This is a genomic window from Companilactobacillus bobalius, assembly GCF_009764355.1.
Genome location: NZ_LNUA01000032.1, coordinates 468,300 through 485,030, shown reverse-complemented (window position 1 = coordinate 485,030; position 16,731 = coordinate 468,300). Strand labels below are relative to the sequence as shown.

General features: G+C 34.5%; 15 protein-coding genes and 1 other RNA gene. 10 read left to right on the top strand and 6 right to left on the bottom strand.

The features are described from left to right. Nucleotides 1–40: 40 nt before the first annotated feature. Nucleotides 41–1,027, bottom strand: coding sequence for an AraC family transcriptional regulator (locus ATN92_RS09495; RefSeq protein WP_056952535.1), 987 nt, complete (start codon nucleotides 1,025–1,027; stop codon nucleotides 41–43). A gap of 123 nt (nucleotides 1,028–1,150) precedes the next feature. Between ATN92_RS09495 and ATN92_RS09490 the strand changes: the two genes are divergently transcribed. After that, nucleotides 1,151–2,437 carry a PTS sugar transporter subunit IIC gene (locus ATN92_RS09490; RefSeq protein WP_234032566.1) on the top strand — a complete coding sequence of 429 codons (1,287 nt, stop codon included), beginning with the start codon at nucleotides 1,151–1,153 and terminating at the stop codon, nucleotides 2,435–2,437. 1 nt (nucleotide 2,438) lies between these two features. Continuing rightward, complete coding sequence (locus tag ATN92_RS09485) at nucleotides 2,439–4,709, top strand: family 78 glycoside hydrolase catalytic domain (RefSeq protein ID WP_056952533.1); 2,271 nt, start codon at nucleotides 2,439–2,441, stop codon at nucleotides 4,707–4,709. 63 nt (nucleotides 4,710–4,772) lie between these two features. On the opposite strand, the gene ATN92_RS09480 is transcribed toward ATN92_RS09485, so the two are convergent. Next, nucleotides 4,773–7,247, bottom strand: coding sequence for a transglycosylase domain-containing protein (locus tag ATN92_RS09480; protein ID WP_056952531.1), 2,475 nt, complete (start codon nucleotides 7,245–7,247; stop codon nucleotides 4,773–4,775). Then, complete coding sequence (recU, locus tag ATN92_RS09475) at nucleotides 7,244–7,873, bottom strand: Holliday junction resolvase RecU (protein ID WP_056952529.1); 630 nt, start codon at nucleotides 7,871–7,873, stop codon at nucleotides 7,244–7,246. The genes ATN92_RS09480 and recU overlap by 4 nt, the downstream gene beginning before the upstream one ends. Before the next feature lie 66 nt (nucleotides 7,874–7,939). Between recU and ATN92_RS09470 the strand changes: the two genes are divergently transcribed. The 4 genes from ATN92_RS09470 (at nucleotide 7,940) to ATN92_RS09455 (ending at nucleotide 10,754) form a co-directional block, all read left to right on the top strand. Further along, nucleotides 7,940–8,491 (top strand): SLOG family protein, encoded by a 552-nt coding sequence (locus tag ATN92_RS09470; RefSeq protein ID WP_056952528.1) that lies wholly within the window; start codon nucleotides 7,940–7,942, stop codon nucleotides 8,489–8,491. Nucleotides 8,492–8,536: 45 nt separating this feature from the next. Further along, nucleotides 8,537–9,178 carry a cell division regulator GpsB gene (gpsB, locus tag ATN92_RS09465; RefSeq protein ID WP_234032565.1) on the top strand — a complete coding sequence of 214 codons (642 nt, stop codon included), beginning with the start codon at nucleotides 8,537–8,539 and terminating at the stop codon, nucleotides 9,176–9,178. Nucleotides 9,179–9,199: 21 nt separating this feature from the next. Then, nucleotides 9,200–9,558, top strand: an RNA gene (gene rnpB / locus ATN92_RS09460) — RNase P RNA component class B. A gap of 77 nt (nucleotides 9,559–9,635) precedes the next feature. Further along, a complete protein-coding gene (locus ATN92_RS09455) occupies nucleotides 9,636–10,754 on the top strand; it encodes a THUMP domain-containing class I SAM-dependent RNA methyltransferase (protein WP_056952525.1) in 1,119 nt (372 codons plus the stop codon). On the opposite strand, the gene ATN92_RS09450 is transcribed toward ATN92_RS09455, so the two are convergent. The 3 genes from ATN92_RS09450 to ATN92_RS09440 form a co-directional block, all read right to left on the bottom strand. Next, a complete protein-coding gene (locus ATN92_RS09450) occupies nucleotides 10,751–11,695 on the bottom strand; it encodes a magnesium transporter CorA family protein (RefSeq protein WP_056952523.1) in 945 nt (314 codons plus the stop codon). The genes ATN92_RS09455 and ATN92_RS09450 overlap by 4 nt on opposite strands. A 93-nt stretch (nucleotides 11,696–11,788) precedes the next feature. Then, nucleotides 11,789–12,802, bottom strand: a complete 1,014-nt coding sequence (gene lplA, locus ATN92_RS09445) for a lipoate--protein ligase (RefSeq protein ID WP_056952521.1) — start codon at nucleotides 12,800–12,802, stop codon at nucleotides 11,789–11,791. Nucleotides 12,803–12,871: 69 nt separating this feature from the next. Continuing rightward, nucleotides 12,872–13,273, bottom strand: coding sequence for a reverse transcriptase-like protein (locus ATN92_RS09440; protein ID WP_056952520.1), 402 nt, complete (start codon nucleotides 13,271–13,273; stop codon nucleotides 12,872–12,874). A 28-nt stretch (nucleotides 13,274–13,301) separates the two neighbouring features. Here ATN92_RS09440 and ATN92_RS09435 point away from each other — a divergent pair, with 28 nt between their 5' ends. From ATN92_RS09435 to ATN92_RS09420, 4 genes are read left to right on the top strand one after another with little or no spacing between them, the layout of a single operon-like run. Then, a complete protein-coding gene (locus ATN92_RS09435; RefSeq protein ID WP_056952518.1) occupies nucleotides 13,302–13,700 on the top strand; it encodes an EbsA family protein in 399 nt (132 codons plus the stop codon). After that, nucleotides 13,684–15,366 (top strand): formate--tetrahydrofolate ligase, encoded by a 1,683-nt coding sequence (locus tag ATN92_RS09430; protein WP_056952516.1) that lies wholly within the window; start codon nucleotides 13,684–13,686, stop codon nucleotides 15,364–15,366. Before ATN92_RS09435 ends, ATN92_RS09430 begins: the two co-directional genes overlap by 17 nt. Further along, on the top strand, nucleotides 15,366–15,830 hold the full coding sequence (gene lspA / locus ATN92_RS09425; RefSeq protein ID WP_056952515.1) for a signal peptidase II: 465 nt from the start codon (nucleotides 15,366–15,368) through the stop codon (nucleotides 15,828–15,830). Before ATN92_RS09430 ends, lspA begins: the two co-directional genes overlap by 1 nt. Then, nucleotides 15,823–16,731 carry an RluA family pseudouridine synthase gene (locus tag ATN92_RS09420; RefSeq protein WP_056952984.1) on the top strand — a complete coding sequence of 303 codons (909 nt, stop codon included), beginning with the start codon at nucleotides 15,823–15,825 and terminating at the stop codon, nucleotides 16,729–16,731. Before lspA ends, ATN92_RS09420 begins: the two co-directional genes overlap by 8 nt.

The window sequence follows — 16,731 nt, the reverse complement described above, 5'->3', positions numbered from 1 at the left end:
TCTCCAAAAAAATAGAGCATTACTCATAAAGGGTAATGTTCTATTTTTTTAATTCATCCCGATATTTTTTAGGAGTCACGCCAACAAATTTTTCAAATCGTCTATAAAAATTGGTCATATTATTAATACCAACTTTTTCAGCAATCTCATTTACAGTTAAAGTTCTATCTTGTAGAAGTACTTTAGCTCTCTCCATACGTTGATGGTTGATTAACTCCTTAAATGTCTTACCCGTATTTTGATGGATAACTCGACTAATATGAGAGGGACTGTAATTAATTTGCTGACAAAGCTTATTCAATTCGCCCTCCTTATAATTTTTCTGAATATACTTGTTAACCTCAGAGATAATTTTTTGAATGTGTAAATTGGAGTTATTAAAACTCGTTTCAACTGGTTGTAATCGAATCAAGGTCATAAATATTATCATAATGTAATTATCAATGACGGTACTGGCGAATTTTTTCTTATCCAAATCTTCGCACAATATATTCTGAATTGAATTATGAATAATTGGTAAATCATTTGTAGAAAAAAATAAAAAGTGATTATGCGCGTACTGATGGCTCATCAATTCAATCATAAAATTAGGTAGAGAATTATCTTTATCAGATTTTATAATGGTATTTTCAAAGAAATTATTATCTAAAATTATATTAATTCCTAAATCATTCTTAGAAGTAGGTAAGACCGCGTGAGGAACATACTTATCCAGTATAATTAGGTCACCTTTTTTTAAAAGTATCTTTTGACCTTCAACTAGCATTGTTATCATTCCTGAATAAACATAAGTTAGAACAATGAAATGAAAGATATGGTAAGGGACTCTGCTCATATTTCGTCGATGTAATTGAATCATATGACTATCATTATCAAATGGCCGATCGTCGTTAAAAATAAAGAGTGGTTCATTCTTATAAGGTACTGATTCATACTTATTTTGGAAATGCTTTCGTATTTCATCACTAGTAGCACGATTATAAGTTGAAGGACCTGATAAAAATTCTTCTAAATCTTGATAGTTCATCCTTATACTCCTTAAATATCAAAAAAAGATACTTTTTAAAACAGATTATCACATTGTGAAAGCGCTGAACTAATTGCTATTATAGCATTGTAAAGAAAGAATAATTCAAAGGGGTGCACTATTTTGAGTAATATTATGGATAAGTTTCAATCCTCATTAGGTAAATTATCAATGGCCTTTAATAAGAATATCTATATAAATGCTATTAAAAATGGGATGTTAGCATACATGCCATTTACAGTTATTACTTCTGTATTCTTAATCATTGGTAATTTTCCAGTTCCAAGTGTCAATGCTTGGATGGCTTCACTTTTTAACTTAACTGTTACGCAATGGTCAACTAAGCTGGCTATTGTTAACGATGCTAGTTTAGCCATTGGTGGTTTACTAGTTCTACTAGCAGTATCAAGAACACTTGCTGACGAAATGAAGATCAACGGTATGCAAGCTATGCTCACATCGGTAGTTAGCTTTATGGTTTTAACACCTTACAAGACAACTAAAGCTGGTAGTTTTTTAGATATTACAACTATCGGAGCTCAATCAATTTTTCTAGCCATTTTAGTATCTATTGCAGTTGCTGTAATTTATCGAGTAATTGACCGTAAAGGTATAAAAATTAAAATGCCAGCTTCGGTTCCTCCAGCAGTTTCATCTCCATTCGAATCGCTTATTCCATCGTTTGTAGTCATTACGCTATTTTGGATATTTAGATTAATTTTAGATAATTTTGCTAAATTAAGTGCGTTGGAACTATTTAATATGATCTTAGGAACACCACTAAAAGCAATGGGTGGTTCACTAATTGGTATTATTCTAGTTAAAATGTTTGGTCAACTTCTATGGTTCTTCGGTATCCATGGTGATTCAATAGTTAACGGTGTTATGACACCAATTTTTCAAGTTCTACAAGACGAAAATAAAACAGCCAGTTTAGCACATCATGCTATTCCTAATATTATTTCTCAGAGTTTCTGGGATGGATTTGCTAGTATCGTTGTTATCGGATCAATCTTCGCCATTATCTTAATTGCACATAGTCATCGTTATAGTGAAATGAAAAAGGTTGCTGGGATTCCATATCTTTTTAATATCGGGGAACCAACATTATTCGGTATTCCATTAATGCTTAACGTAACTTACTTTATTCCCTTACTATTCAGCAATGTAGTATCTATCGTGATTTCTTATACAGCATTTGCTCTTCATCTAGTACCGCTACCAACCGGTTTAGTACAAGTACCTTGGACAACTCCAATTGTAATTAGCGGTTATCTAGTAACAGGAAGTATTTCTGGAGCTATTTTACAACTAGTTTGTTTTGTTGCTGTCATTTTGGTCTGGTTACCATTCGTCAAAATTGCTGACAAAGAAATAATGGTCGAAGAAAAGCAAGAAGAGGAGAAATGAAATGAGTAACAAAGAATTCATCGGTAATTGGATACAAGCTCCTCAAATGGACTATGGACCTGATAATCGCAATTATTATTTGCAAAATCCTAATCCAATCTTCACACAAACTTTTGAAATCACAGATTTAAATAACATTAAATTAAAGATTGCCGCATTAGGATATTATATTGTTCATGTTAATGGCAATCGTGTCGGTAATTTTGAATTGAATAATGATTGGACTGACTTTTCTAAAAGAATTTACTACGACGAATATAACATCACTGATTTAACCAAGAATGGGAAAAATGAAATTGAAGTTGAATTGGGAAATGGAATGTATAATCCATCACCATTAAATTTATTCGGCAAATATAATTTGCGCCAACGTTTATCAAGAATAGGGGAACCAAAGTTTATACTTAATTTATTCGATAACGAAGAACTAATTCAATTTTCTAATACGGAATGGATGGTTCATCAAGGGATAATTACGATGAACAATTTATACTTAGGAGAACACGTTAACTTCACACAATCAAAAGTTAGTGATAACCCTGCAATTGAGGTTCCTATTGATGAAAAAGATCAAAAGAATATGCGTGCCAGTTTCATTCCTAAAGTAAAAAAGGCAAAAATTGTCGCGCCATTACAGGTTTCGCAAGTTGGTAACGATGTATTAATTGACTTTGGAGAGACCATTAGCGGATTCATGAAGTTAACGATTAATGGACATCAAAATCAAAATATTTCTTTAAAATATAGTGAAACCATGGAAAACGGAAAATTATTATTTAATACTTCGTATGTCGGCAATATAGGAGAAATATCTGAAATCACTGGCGGTCCAGGAGCCCCCAAAAAGGCTATTCAAGAGGATCGAATAATTTGTCACGAGGGTATCCAAACATTTGAAAATAAATTCTCATACCACTCATTTAGATATGTTTTAGTTTCTAATATTAACAAACATACTTTATCTGAAATCAAGGGTACTTATGTACATACTGACTTAGAACGAGTCGGAACAATATCAACAGACAACAATTATTTAAACCAGTTATTTGTTGCCGGAATGCGAACAAAATTAAATAATGTACATTCAGTTTTTGAAGATTGTGCTCGTGAAAGATTGCAATACGGCGGTGATATAGTTGCATTGGCCAATTCTAACTTATATAGCTTCGATCTTAAAAAGTTCTATGAAAAAACTATCTCCGACTTCGTACTTGAACAAACAGAAAATGGTGGTATCCCCGAAACGGCACCATATATGGGCATTCAAACTAATGGAACTGGCCAAGGCGAGGGACCTATCCTTTGGCAATTGGTTTTGCCATATCTTCTATGGAAGCATTACCAGTTTTATGGTGACAAAGCCTTATTAAATAAATACTATGATGCTGCTAAAAAGCAATATGATTATCTACAATCAATTCCAGTTGATCAACTAGCCAATAATTGTATAGGTGATCACGGAAGCATTCTTGTCAAAAACTTTTATGACAAAACACCAGATAAATTATTAATTGGTTATTGTACAATTCTTAGTTTCAGTATTCTTATAGAACGTTTGGCAACAGTTTTAAACAAAATCACTGATATTAATGAAATTGATGTTGAAAAAAAACAATTAATTAAAACCATCAAAACCAAATTTACAAATGAAGATGGAACTTTGGGCCAAGGAACACAAAGTGGTCTAGCCTTTGCATTATTATTAAATCTAGGCGACAAAAAGAAGCTTCTATCTGCTTTAATTAAACAAATAAAGAAAGATAAGGGATTATTTACTGCCGGAATATTTGGAATGCCAATATTGTACCGTGTTCTTCATGAAAATAATTGCGATAGAATTGTAAGTAATTGGCTTACACAAAAAAGTGAAATTGGCTTTTATAATATGCTAAATAACGGAAACCAAGTTTTATCAGAACCATTCAGAAGTAAACATTCTTCTGCTAATCACGCAATGTTCTCAAGCTATATCCAGTGGTATTATGAAGCACTCGGTGGAATACAAATAAGCGATTCATCTGTTGGTTGCTCTGATATCAGTATTAGACCTTATTTTGATACTGAAACAAATCATGTTGACTGTCAGTTGAAAACTATTTCTGGGATTATTCAAACAAAATGGCAAAGGGTTGATCAACAAATTGAACTGCAATTACAAATTCCCAAGAATATAACTTATCATTTAAATATCTCTGATAAGTACCATATAGAGTCACAAACTAAGCATATAGAAGACAACAATATTTTAATAAAGTATCTCATTACACAATAATTAATTAGTCAAAAAAATCCGCACTCAACATAAAAAGCTGAATGCGGATTTTTCATTTAACCACTAATTAGAACTATCGGTTGAAGATCCATTAGTAGTAGCTCCACTGTTAGTAGAACCACCAGTATTACTATTAGTTGTACCACCACTATTTGAATCGCCAGTATTAGATGAGTTATTACTATCACTACCGGAATTATTATTAGTTGAGGTACCACCACTATTGCTGTTATTACTATTTCCTGTATTAGTATTGTTACTATTATTGGAATTTGTATTACCAGTATTGGAGTTATTATTTGTAGTAGATGAGTCACTCGAATTATTGGTTGTTGTGTTATCACTATCACTACTATTACTATCGGAACTTGTACCTGTACCTGTTTCAGTATTATCTTTATCAGTTGTATCATTATCAGAATCAGTTGATTCTGATGAACTACTTGAATGATTGTTTGTCGTTACTTCATTGCTGCTGGACTTAGATGCACTGCTTGAGGAATAATCAGAATCCTTATATGGATTTGATGGTGCATGTCCTTTCACAAATAACTCTTTAGTGTAACTAGATGAACTGGAACTAGGGGAGGCAACAATTGGTGTTTCTGAACCAGAGTTCTGAATTCTCATTGAAACAACGGAACTTGGTTTCTTCCAGTTAGGATTGCTGTTAGTGTTCTCAGCTAAGTAACTCATTTCAGCCTTATAAATCTTTCCAGCAACACTTTGATATGTGGATGAAATACCGTTCTGATTTGGAGAATCATAACCGGTCCAAACGCTAATTGAATAATTCTTTGTATAACCGTTGTACCACGAATCTCTGGCTGTACCACTCAAAGCTGAGTTTTGAGCGATAGAATTAGAATCGTAGTTAGTTGTACCAGTCTTACCAGCCTGATGTAAACCGGAAATATTAGCATATGTAGCATAACTTGAAGGAACACCCTTAAGCATATCGGTAATCATATAAGCCGTTGAATCTTTCATCGCCTGCTTACCATTTTTACCATAAGTATGGGTAATGCCATCAGCCGTTTCAATCTTAGAAACATAATATGGTTTATAGTATGTACCACCATTAGAAAAGGCAGAATAAGCTGCTGCACCTTGAAGTGATGAAACATTACCACCGATACCAACTGACAAACCTTTGTCCTTAACTGTAATTCCTAATTTTTTAACAAAGCTCTTGGCATTAGAAAGACCGACAGCTGATAAAGCTCTAACAGCTGGAATATTTCTCGAGTTGACTAAAGCCTTACGCATACTCATTTGACCTTCGTATTGCTCATCCCAGTCCTTCAATTGAATATTAGTACCGGCATAAGTATACTCGGTATCTTCAAGTTGATGATATGTAGACCAGTTTAGATTTTCAATAGCTGGAGCGTAGTCAAGTAAAGGCTTCATTGTAGAACCATTACTACGTCCAGTTTGAACAGCACGGTTCAAACCAAATTGAACATTACCTAGATTACGTCCACCAATCATGGCCACAACTTTACCATTATTAGGGTTAACCACAGTTGCACCAACTTGCATTTTTGAATCGGGGAAGGATACATAGTTAGAAGAATTTACAATATTGTAAAGACGTTTTTGAGCATCGTAATCCATATTAACAGTAATCTTTAGATTATCACGATATGGATCAAAGCCTTTCTTCTTAACTTCTGTAATTGCTTCCTTGATGTAAGGATCAGCGACAATTCGTTTAGAATTATTACTGTTGCTTACTTTTTTATATGGTTGTAGTCCGGAAGTAATTGGTGTATTCATAGCTTCATCAGCCTGAGCCTTAGTGATCTTATTATTGTTATACATTGCTTGAATAACTAAATCACGACGTTGCTTAGCTTCGGTTGGGTGAGTATAGGGATCGTAATTACTTGGAGCATTTGGCAAACCGGCTAACAAAGCCATTTGAGGTAAACTAAGTTGTTTCAAATTCTTGCCATAATAGTATTTAGCACCGGTTTCAACACCATAGATACCATTATTCAGATAAACCTTATTCATATAGAATTCAAGGATTTGTTGCTTAGAGAATTTTTGACTAACTCTCATAGCTAACCAAGCTTCTTGCATCTTACGTTTAAAGGTTTGATCTTTGGTTTCAGTAGAGAAGACCGTTAACTTAACTAATTGTTGTGTTAAAGTACTTCCACCTTGAAGAGTTCCCTTAGTAACATTATTAAAAGCTGATTTGGCAATTCTGACAGGATCAATACCTAATGGTTCATTATAGAAATTCTTATCTTCAATGGAGACAACAGCGTCTTCCATTTGTTGTGGAACTTTATCGATCGTAACGTAATTTCTCTTATTATCGCCTAAAGACGCAATCTGCTTACCAGTGGAATCTACGATTGTTGAGGAACCACCGCTTTGGAGGTTTTCTTGACTAACCGCGGGAGCACTGAAGGCGTAGTATACAAAGACAAACAAGAATATTCCGGCTAGAACAGCCACAATGGACAAAATCCATTTTAAAATATTTTTGAAGGTTAATATACTGGTATTCTTATTCTTCATTTTTTCTCCTTCCCACTTTCGATTAACTGTTGAACAGCATTAATATAGGGTAAAGTAGGATTATAATCTGACTTGACTTCGATGGAACTGTTGACGATATCTTTCAACTGTATTGATTTGGGACCGTCATTTTTTTGAGCATCCCAGTGTAAAAAGATTTCATCAGCAGGCGTTACAAAATAGCGTTTTAATTCTACGTATTTTATAATGACAAAGCAAATGCCACCTTGTTTCTGACACATTTTAAGATGATCAATTTGATGCTGATGGAAATTCTTCAACGGAAAAATATTCTTATTCTTAGTTTCCTTAGCTTCGAAATCAACATAATAGCCATTGTACACGCCGTTGTAATCAGTAGTAGAAGCATGGCGGAAGTAAGCTTCTCTAATGACAGCTTTACTTCTTTTAGGGTAATCTACCTTAACTATTTGAATCGGCGTTGGCTTCTTATATATTACCGCTATATCGTGACTACGATAATACTTATTACTTTCATTAATCTCTTCCTCAAGCGTCATACCACGATCACCAAAAATCATTTTCTTTTTGGCGCTCGTTTCACTAAGAGGAGATTGTGATGGTTTATTGTTAAAAGTTCGACCATCAGGATAGTTTATCTTCAAAATATCAACTCCCACTGTGCAAATTATACCATGATGCCGAAAATATTAATTAGAGGAGAATTCTTTATGCTAAAAAATTTATGGGTAACAGGTTATCGATCTTTTGAGCTAGGTATTTTTAAAGATGATGACCCAAAAGCCAAAGTAATTCAAGACTTTTTTCAAGAAAGACTAATTAATTATGCCGAAAATGGAACAGAATGGATAATTACTGGTGCACAATTAGGAACAGAACAAATTGTGGGTAAATCTATACAAGAAGTTAAGAAAAAAGGCTATAATATAAGACATGCAGTGATATTACCATATGCTGAATTTGGAAATAAGTGGAATGAGAACAATCAGCTATTACTAAAAAATTTTTTAAGAAACGCTGACTATGTCAACAAAGTTTCCAATATGAGTTATCATTCAGGTAGACAATTAAGAGTATGGCAAAGTTTTATGCTACAACATACAAACGGAGCTTTGATTTTCTACGATCCCGATAGCGGTGGTAAGCCAAAGTATGACTATGAGGCTATTAAATCTTATCAGGATGGTGGAACTGATTATCAACTGGAATTAATAGATTTTGATTCTATGCAGGATTTTGCTAATATGTTATCAGATAGCTAGTTTCAGTCGTTTTTAGAATAATAATTAACACTGGGGTGTTTAATAATGAACAATATGAATGGAATGAACCAAAACGGTAGTAACAACGGCAATAATGGTGGCAATGAATTTGCCTTAAACTACCAACCTAACGATATTTTGCAAAAAGAATTTAAGACAAAGATGAGAGGTTACGACCCTAACGAAGTTGATCAATTCTTAGATGGTATTATTAAGGACTACGAAACTTTTACAAATGAAATTGGTCAATTAAAGGCTGAAAATGAGAGTTTAATGCAATCACGTGGTATGAATGCAAATCAATCAGCACAACAACATAGACCTCAAGTTCAAAACAGAAGACCACAACCACAACAAAAACCAGTTTCAAGCTCAATTGCTGAGGCTTCAACTAATTATGATATTTTAAGACGCCTTTCTAATCTTGAAAAACGTGTCTTTGGTCATGACTTTGCTAATGGCGTTCCCGAAAGTAACAATGACGGTGCTAAACAATTTGCATCAGCTGTTGTTCCTAACAACATGAATAATCATGACGGGGTTGAAAGTGGTCATACTGAGATCAATCCTAATATGAATAATGGCTTTAACAACCAAAATAATTTTCAAGGAAATCGCCCTATGAATGGTAATTCTGGACAAAATCAAAATAATTTTAATAATAATAACAATTTTAACAGATTTTAGTGTATACTATTCAAGTCGGTAAATTACGAGTAATCGCGGTCTAGTTATCTAGGCTGAGGAAGGTCCACGCCCGCGCGAGCTGAGATGCTTGCAGTGTTTGTGCTTGGCCCAATAAGCCAAGGTACCTTAGGGTAACGGCAGCGAAAGCACTAAGGTCTTTTGACTATGTGTTAATAGCTTGAAAGTGCCACAGAGACGAATTATTGTGAGAAATTGCAATGGTGGAACGAGGTAAACCCCGCAAGCGGGCAACCCAAACTTTGGTAGGGGCGCTTCATAACGAGAAATGAATCTACTGTGAAGGCTTAATTGTAGATAGATGATTACTAACTGTGTTAGGATTGCCAGCCTAACACATGAACAGAACGTGGCCTATAGGAGTTTATCGAGGCAAAGGGACGACTTGTTCGTCCTTTTTTTATACAATCAATTAAAAATTAAATTAAGAGGGAGCAATATGAAATTAATTGCGACTATGTCAAGCGGCTTTGAATCTGTAACCGCAAAAGAATTACAGAATTTGGGATACGATACAAAGACCGAGAATGGTAAGGTCTATTTTGACGGTGAATACGAAGATATTGCTAAGGCTAACTTGTGGCTTAGAAGTGCCGATCGAATTAAGATTTTGATTGGTACTTTCAAGGCAACAACTTTCGAAGAACTATTCGATAAAGTTTATGCAATCGATTGGGATAATTGGCTACCTTTAAATGCAGCTTTCCCTATCAAGGCTAGAACTGTTAAATCACAATTACATTCAGAACGTGATATTCAAGCTATTACTAAAAAAGCCATTGTTAATAAGATGGCCGATATTTTCATGCGTCGTGGACGTTTACCTGAGACTGGTGCAAAATTTCAAATTGAAACTCGTATTCATAAAGATGTTGTAGAGGTAACCCTGGATACAACTGGTGAATCGTTGTACAAGCGTGGTTATCGTGTTGAACACGGTGCTGCTCCTTTGAAAGAAAACTTTGCGGCTGCCATGATTCTTTTAACTGTTTGGCATCCCGAGGAAGATCCTTTCATGGATCCAACAACAGGTTCAGGTACTATTGCGATTGAAGCCGCACGTATGGCCAAAAATATCGCACCTGGCATTTTACGTCACTTTCTATTTGAGGATTTCGACTGGTTTGATCCTAAGATTCTTGCTAACTTAAAGGAAGAAGCTAAGGCTGGTGTTAAAAAAGATCTTGATTTGGATATCTTTGCTAGTGATATTGATGGTTCAATGATCGACGTAGCTAAACTGAATGCCCATGATGCTGGTGTTCTACATGATATTCAATTTAAACAAATTGCCGTTAAGGATTTGAAGATTGAAGGGGAGTATGGAACAATCATTTCTAACCCTCCTTACGGTCAACGTATGAGTGACATGGCTGGAGTAAGAAAACTATACAAAGAAATGGGAGAAGTCTTCTCGACCGCTCCCACTTGGAATAAGTATATTTTGACTAGTGATGTTGAATTTGAAAAATACTATGGTGAATTAGCTACTAAGAAACGTAAGCTTTACAATGGTTCTATTAGAACTGATATGTACCAATATTGGGCTAAACATTAGAGACTATTGCGTCTGTGTAAGTCCCAAAGAATAATTAAAATAATAACAATGGTAATGATTAATGAAAAGATCCAAGACCATTCTTGGTCAGCAATAGGTAATTTCATATTCATACCGTAAAAACCTGATACGATTGTGGGGATGCTTAAAATGATAGTGTAAACTGTCAGCACCTTCATGGTCGTATTTGTTCTATTGTTCAAAATATTATTGTAAGTGTTAGAAATACGATCAATAATATCGGAACTCAGGTTAACTTGGTTTTTGATTTGTTCAATTTCAATGACTGAATCATGAAGATGTTCATGTGTAGCTTTAGTAAGATGTAGTTGTTGAACCTTACCACTAGAAATGAGTTCTATTTCATTAAGAACCGTCGCATTACCACTAATGGCAGTACTCAAGTACGTTGTTAGGTCTTGTAATTCGGCCAAATCCAAAATTTGATTTTCGGAAGAATGATGTTTTTTGATCAAACGTTGAATTTTGTTTCTCTTGGAATCAGTTTCGCTAATTTGATCGCTGTAATCACTAGAAATCTGATCAAAGGTGTGAAAAATAAGTTCCCACAACAAATTTTCTTTACCTTCACTAAAGTTTTTCTTCGCATAAAGAAGATAATCTCTCACATAGTGAGTAGCGTCGTTTGTGAACAAGAAAAGTTGTTTATCCTTGATAGCAAAGGAAATGGGTAAGACTCTCTGTGAAAGATCATCACTTTGCTCATTTTCATTTTGAACATTGTAAACAATCAAAAAGGTTTGACTGTATTCGTCGTATTCAAATCGAGCTCGTTCATTTTCATCATCAGCGTAATCTAGAATCTCATTGGTCAAGTTATAGTTTTCAATCAATGATGTACGATCGGAATCATTTAGATTCTTAGTTGAGTGAACATCTACTAGTTTGTGTCCTTGGTCTAATACTGTTTCATTAATCATTTTTTATCCCCTCATTAAGGATAATGATACCAAAAATAAAAAGTGGGTTGAGAATTATTTTTCTCAATCCACTTTTTTATGTATATAAATAAATTATGGCGTAAATAGTTTTAATAGTTCGACTTCAGGAATACCTTTGAAATAGTCATCTAAATTAAATTGATCTAATACTTTTAAAACATCTTCACGGTCAAATTTAATATTCAATAATTTTTGTTTAATATCGTTAACATCTTTCATACCAAAGAAATCACCATAAATTTCGATATTTCCGACTTTACCATTTTCAATATTATAACGGACATCGACAGTTCCCATATCAAAATGTTTTCTTTGCTTAGCAGTGAAAGCAGGGGATTTACCGTAAACCCAATCCCAGTTGTAATAGTATTCTTCTTTGATCTTATCAATTTGCTTCTGATCTTCAGGAGTAACAATGTATTCCTTATCTTTGATTTCATCCAAATTGTTGGCATGGAATAATTCTAATAACAATTTGTCACGGAATTGTTCAGTTGTCAGATCTTGATATTCTGGTGCTAAATATGGACGTAAGTTGGTTACTCGACTTCTAATTGATTTAATACCTTTAGAAGCAATCTTATCCTTTTGAACATGCAATGCCTTAGTCAAGACATCTAAGTCCACATCAAGTGATAGTGTTCCATGTGAGAATGTCTTTCCATTTCTAGAATACATAGCATTACCAGAGAATTTCTTACCATCAACTAGTAAATCATTTCGACCAGAAACTTCAGCAGTGGTTGCACCCATTTGATGAAGTGCATCAATAATTGGCTGCGTGAATGACTTAAAATCACCAAAATTCTTATCATCTGAATCAACTACAAAACTAAAGCAAAGATTACCTAAATCTTGATAAACGGCACCACCACCAGAAATTCTACGAGTGACAGTGATGTGATTATCAGCAATATAGTCACTATTTATTTCTTCAATCGTATTTTGATTACGACCGACGATAATACAAGGTTTTTCAATGTAAAAGAGAACTAGGGGCTCATCGAATTCAACATTATTCATCAAATATTGTTCGGTGGCAAGGTTATCACGAATATCGCGATCTTTCATAACAACGTAGTACATAAAAAGTACCTCCTCATCTGAATTGGAAACGCTTTAATACTAGCACAGTTATCAAAATTTAGAAATAAATTAACGGTGATTTTTACGAACAGTCAACATTTTTTGATGAACTAAAGCATGAGCTTCACGATTATCTTTGTCAGCAACATGTTTAATGAAATAGCTAGGAAATTGTTCTAGATTTTGCAAAATTTCATTCAATATAGGTTGATAGTGCTTAGAGTACTTCTTCTCAACGCTATCAACTACAATTTGACTGTCAGAATGAATTAGAACTATCTCATCATTCCAACCCTTTTTTATAATATTGGTTAAAGCTATTTTTAATGCCAAGAATTCTAAAAAATGATTGTCATCAAAATTCTGAATCTGCGCATCAGTATAAATTTTGTTATCAATCCTTATTACAAAGCTAACGACGCCTAGATTTAAATTAGTATTTAATCCGGCATCGGTGTACAATTTAATCATATTTATTAAAAACCTTTCAGGAGAAATTATGTCAAAGAAACATTTTGTTCAACCAGTAGGACCATGGGGGATAATTATGTGGTCGCTTGCACTTAGTCTTGTATGTTTGGGGATTATTTTACAATTGGAGATAATGTCTTTGAGTATTATTCCATTTTTAATTTGGATTTTAGACGCTGTCTATGTAATCTATATTATATCTAACTCTTGGGTAAAGTTTACAAATGGTCAAGTTGTTATTAAGGAACCTTACTACAAAACACGTATTTTCGAGAGTAAAGATGTTAACATTAGGGCAAATAACCAATGGACTTTGGAATTTAATTTCAGTAATCACGACTATTTTCCATTTAAGATTACTTCCACAAAGGGTATTTTAAAATTAATTAGAAAAGAAGCAGGTGAAAGCAATGTCATTTCCAAGTGATATCGAAATTGCTCAAATAAATGAGCACGATAATATGAAAAATATTAACGAAATTGCCAATAAAATCGGTTTGACACCAGATGATATTGAACCATATGGACACTATAAAGCTAAGTTTTCTGGTCGTAGCATTACCAAATCAATGGAAAAAGACGATGGAAAACTTATTTTAGTTACATCGATCAACCCAACTCCAGCTGGAGAAGGTAAATCAACTGTCGCTATTGGATTAGCTGATTCCTTACAATCAATTGGTAAAAAGACTGTTTTAGCTTTACGTGAACCCTCATTGGGTCCTGTAATGGGAATGAAGGGTGGGGCCACTGGTGGTGGTTATGCTCAAGTTGTTCCTATGGAAGACATCAACTTACATTTTACTGGTGATATGCATGCCTTGACTTGTGCTGTTAACACTTTAGCAGCCTTAATTGATAATCACATTCATCAAGGAAATCAATTGAATATTGATCCTCGCCGTATTGTTTGGAAGCGTGCCTTAGATATCAATGATCGTGCATTAAGAAATACCGTCGTTGGTTTAGGTGGTCCTTTCAACTCAATGCCTCGTGAAGAACATTTTGAAATTATTGTTGCTAGTGAATTAATGGCCGTTCTTTGTTTAGCACAAGATATTGATGACTTGAAGGAAAGAATCTCAAGTATCCTTATCGCTTATACTTTTGATAAGAAGCCAATCTTCGTTCGTGATCTTCACGTTGAAGGTGCAATCACAGTTCTGTTAAAAGATGCTCTAAAACCTAATTTAGTACAAACACTTGAGAATACACCAGCAATCATTCATGGTGGTCCATTTGCTAATATTGCTCATGGATGTAACAGTATCTTAGCTACTAAGTTAGCTATGAAGTTAGGTGACTACGCTGTTACCGAAGCTGGATTTGGTGCCGATCTTGGTGGTGAGAAGTTTATGGACATTGTTGCCCCTAGATTGAGCCATGCTCCTAATGCCATCGTCATTGTGGCTACTATTCGTGCTTTGAAGTACAACGGTGGTCAAGCTCTTAGTGACATTCAAAATGAAGATCTCAATGCTTTGAATCTTGGTTTCAAGAACTTGAAACGTCACATTCATAACATGCGTTATTATCACGTTCCAGTTGTCGTAGCTATCAATAAATTTGCTACCGATACTGATAATGAAATTAAGCTCTTAACTAGTCTTTGTGACGAATTAGGTGTTGACGTTCAATTAGCTGAAATTCATCATGAAGGTAGTAAAGGTGGTCAAGCTTTAGCAAAGGCTGTCGTTAAGGCAACTGAAAAAGAATCACAATATACACGTCTTTATGAAGATGAAGAAACTACTGAAGCTAAGATTGCTACGATTGCTTCTGAAGTTTACGGAGCTAACAATGTTGAGTACAGCAAGAAAGCTCGTAATCAACTACAAACTTTGAAGGACAATGCTTGGGATGATTTACCAATCTGTATCGCCAAAACACAGTATTCACTTAGTGATGATCCTAAACGTCTAGGTAGTCCTAAAGACTTTACACTTCATGTTACTGACATCGTTCCAAAGCTAGGAGCTGGATTTGTCGTCGTATTGACAGGAAACATTATGACAATGCCAGGTTTACCAAAGAAGCCAGCTGCTTTGAATATGGACGTTGATAATGAAGGAACTATCGGAGGATTATTCTAGTGCAGTTGATTTATTGGTTGCTTTGCGCAATCTTAGTTATTGGTGATCAAGGACTAAAATATTATGTCACTAGTAATATTGCTCCAATGAGTGTCCATGAATTCATCCCGGGAATTCTTTCCATTACACATATCACAAATACCGGTGCAGCCTGGAGTATGCTTGAAGGTAAAATGATGTTCTTTTACTTGATTACTATTATTGCAGTAGTTGTTCTAGTCTATCTCTTTATTAAAGCTGCAAAAAACGAATATATGTATCGATTTGCATTGATTTTTCTGTTAGCTGGTACAATTGGTAATGCAATTGATCGTTTTACTAGACATTTTGTGGTAGATATGTTTAATTTAGATTTTATGAATTTCCCAATATTTAATTTAGCGGACACTTATATTACGATTGGTGTAATATTAATAATTGTATCTTTGTTTGTCCAATTAGCAGGTGAGAAAAATAATAAGTAAGTCTTTCGAATTAGAATATAATGAACCAAAAAAGAGTCGTTTGGATACCTATTTAAACGGTGAACTAGATGATTTAACAAGATCACAGATTCAAAAATTGATTAAGGATCAAAACGTTTTAGTAAACGGCCAGCCAGTTAGCAAAACTGGTCAAAAAGTTGTAGCCAACGACAAAATTACGGTTAATATTCCCGAAGAAGAACCGATCAAGGCTGTTCCAGAGAATATTCCAATTGAAGTCGTTTACGAAGATCAAGATGTTATTGTCGTTAACAAACCTCAAGGGATGGTAGTTCATCCAGCCGCAGGTCATCCAGATAAAACACTCGTAAATGCCATCTTATACCATTGTCAAATCAATGATGATGACGTTATCCGACCAGGAATTGTACATCGTATCGATAAAGATACTTCCGGTCTTTTGATGATTGCTAAAAACAATCTGGCCAAACAATCATTGATGAAACAGTTAAAAGATAAGAGTAATTTACGTGAATACTTGGCAATTGTTCACGGTAACTTCAAAGAGAAAAAGGGTAAGATCACGGCACCATTAGGTCGATCCAAATTTGATCGCAAGAAACAGGCTGTTGTAGAAGACGGTCGTCATGCGGTTACTCATTTCGAAGTTTTAGAACAATTTGAAGACTATTCATTACTAAAATTAAAATTGGAAACTGGCCGAACTCATCAAATCAGAGTTCACATGCAGTATATTGGTCATCCTGTTGCGGGAGATCCTCTGTATGGTCCTAAGAATACTTTGCCCGGTAAGGGACAATTCTTACACGCGCAAACACTTGGATTTGAACATCCAAGGACCCATGAGTGGATGCAATTTTCGATTGAACCTCCAAAAATTTTTCAAGATACTCTTAAGCAATTACGTTCTCAACATTAA

Coding starts and splice junctions, on each gene's coding strand:
- ATN92_RS09440 (WP_056952520.1), bottom strand. CDS start 13,273: ATGATTAAATTGTACACCGATGCCGGATTAAATACTAATTTAAATCTA.
- ATN92_RS09470 (WP_056952528.1), top strand. CDS start 7,940: ATGCTAAAAAATTTATGGGTAACAGGTTATCGATCTTTTGAGCTAGGT.
- ATN92_RS09480 (WP_056952531.1), bottom strand. CDS start 7,247: ATGAAGAATAAGAATACCAGTATATTAACCTTCAAAAATATTTTAAAA.
- gpsB (WP_234032565.1), top strand. CDS start 8,537: ATGAACAATATGAATGGAATGAACCAAAACGGTAGTAACAACGGCAAT.
- ATN92_RS09430 (WP_056952516.1), top strand. CDS start 13,684: ATGTCATTTCCAAGTGATATCGAAATTGCTCAAATAAATGAGCACGAT.
- ATN92_RS09485 (WP_056952533.1), top strand. CDS start 2,439: ATGAGTAACAAAGAATTCATCGGTAATTGGATACAAGCTCCTCAAATG.
- lplA (WP_056952521.1), bottom strand. CDS start 12,802: ATGTACTACGTTGTTATGAAAGATCGCGATATTCGTGATAACCTTGCC.
- ATN92_RS09495 (WP_056952535.1), bottom strand. CDS start 1,027: ATGAACTATCAAGATTTAGAAGAATTTTTATCAGGTCCTTCAACTTAT.
- ATN92_RS09455 (WP_056952525.1), top strand. CDS start 9,636: ATGAAATTAATTGCGACTATGTCAAGCGGCTTTGAATCTGTAACCGCA.
- ATN92_RS09450 (WP_056952523.1), bottom strand. CDS start 11,695: ATGATTAATGAAACAGTATTAGACCAAGGACACAAACTAGTAGATGTT.
- ATN92_RS09435 (WP_056952518.1), top strand. CDS start 13,302: ATGTCAAAGAAACATTTTGTTCAACCAGTAGGACCATGGGGGATAATT.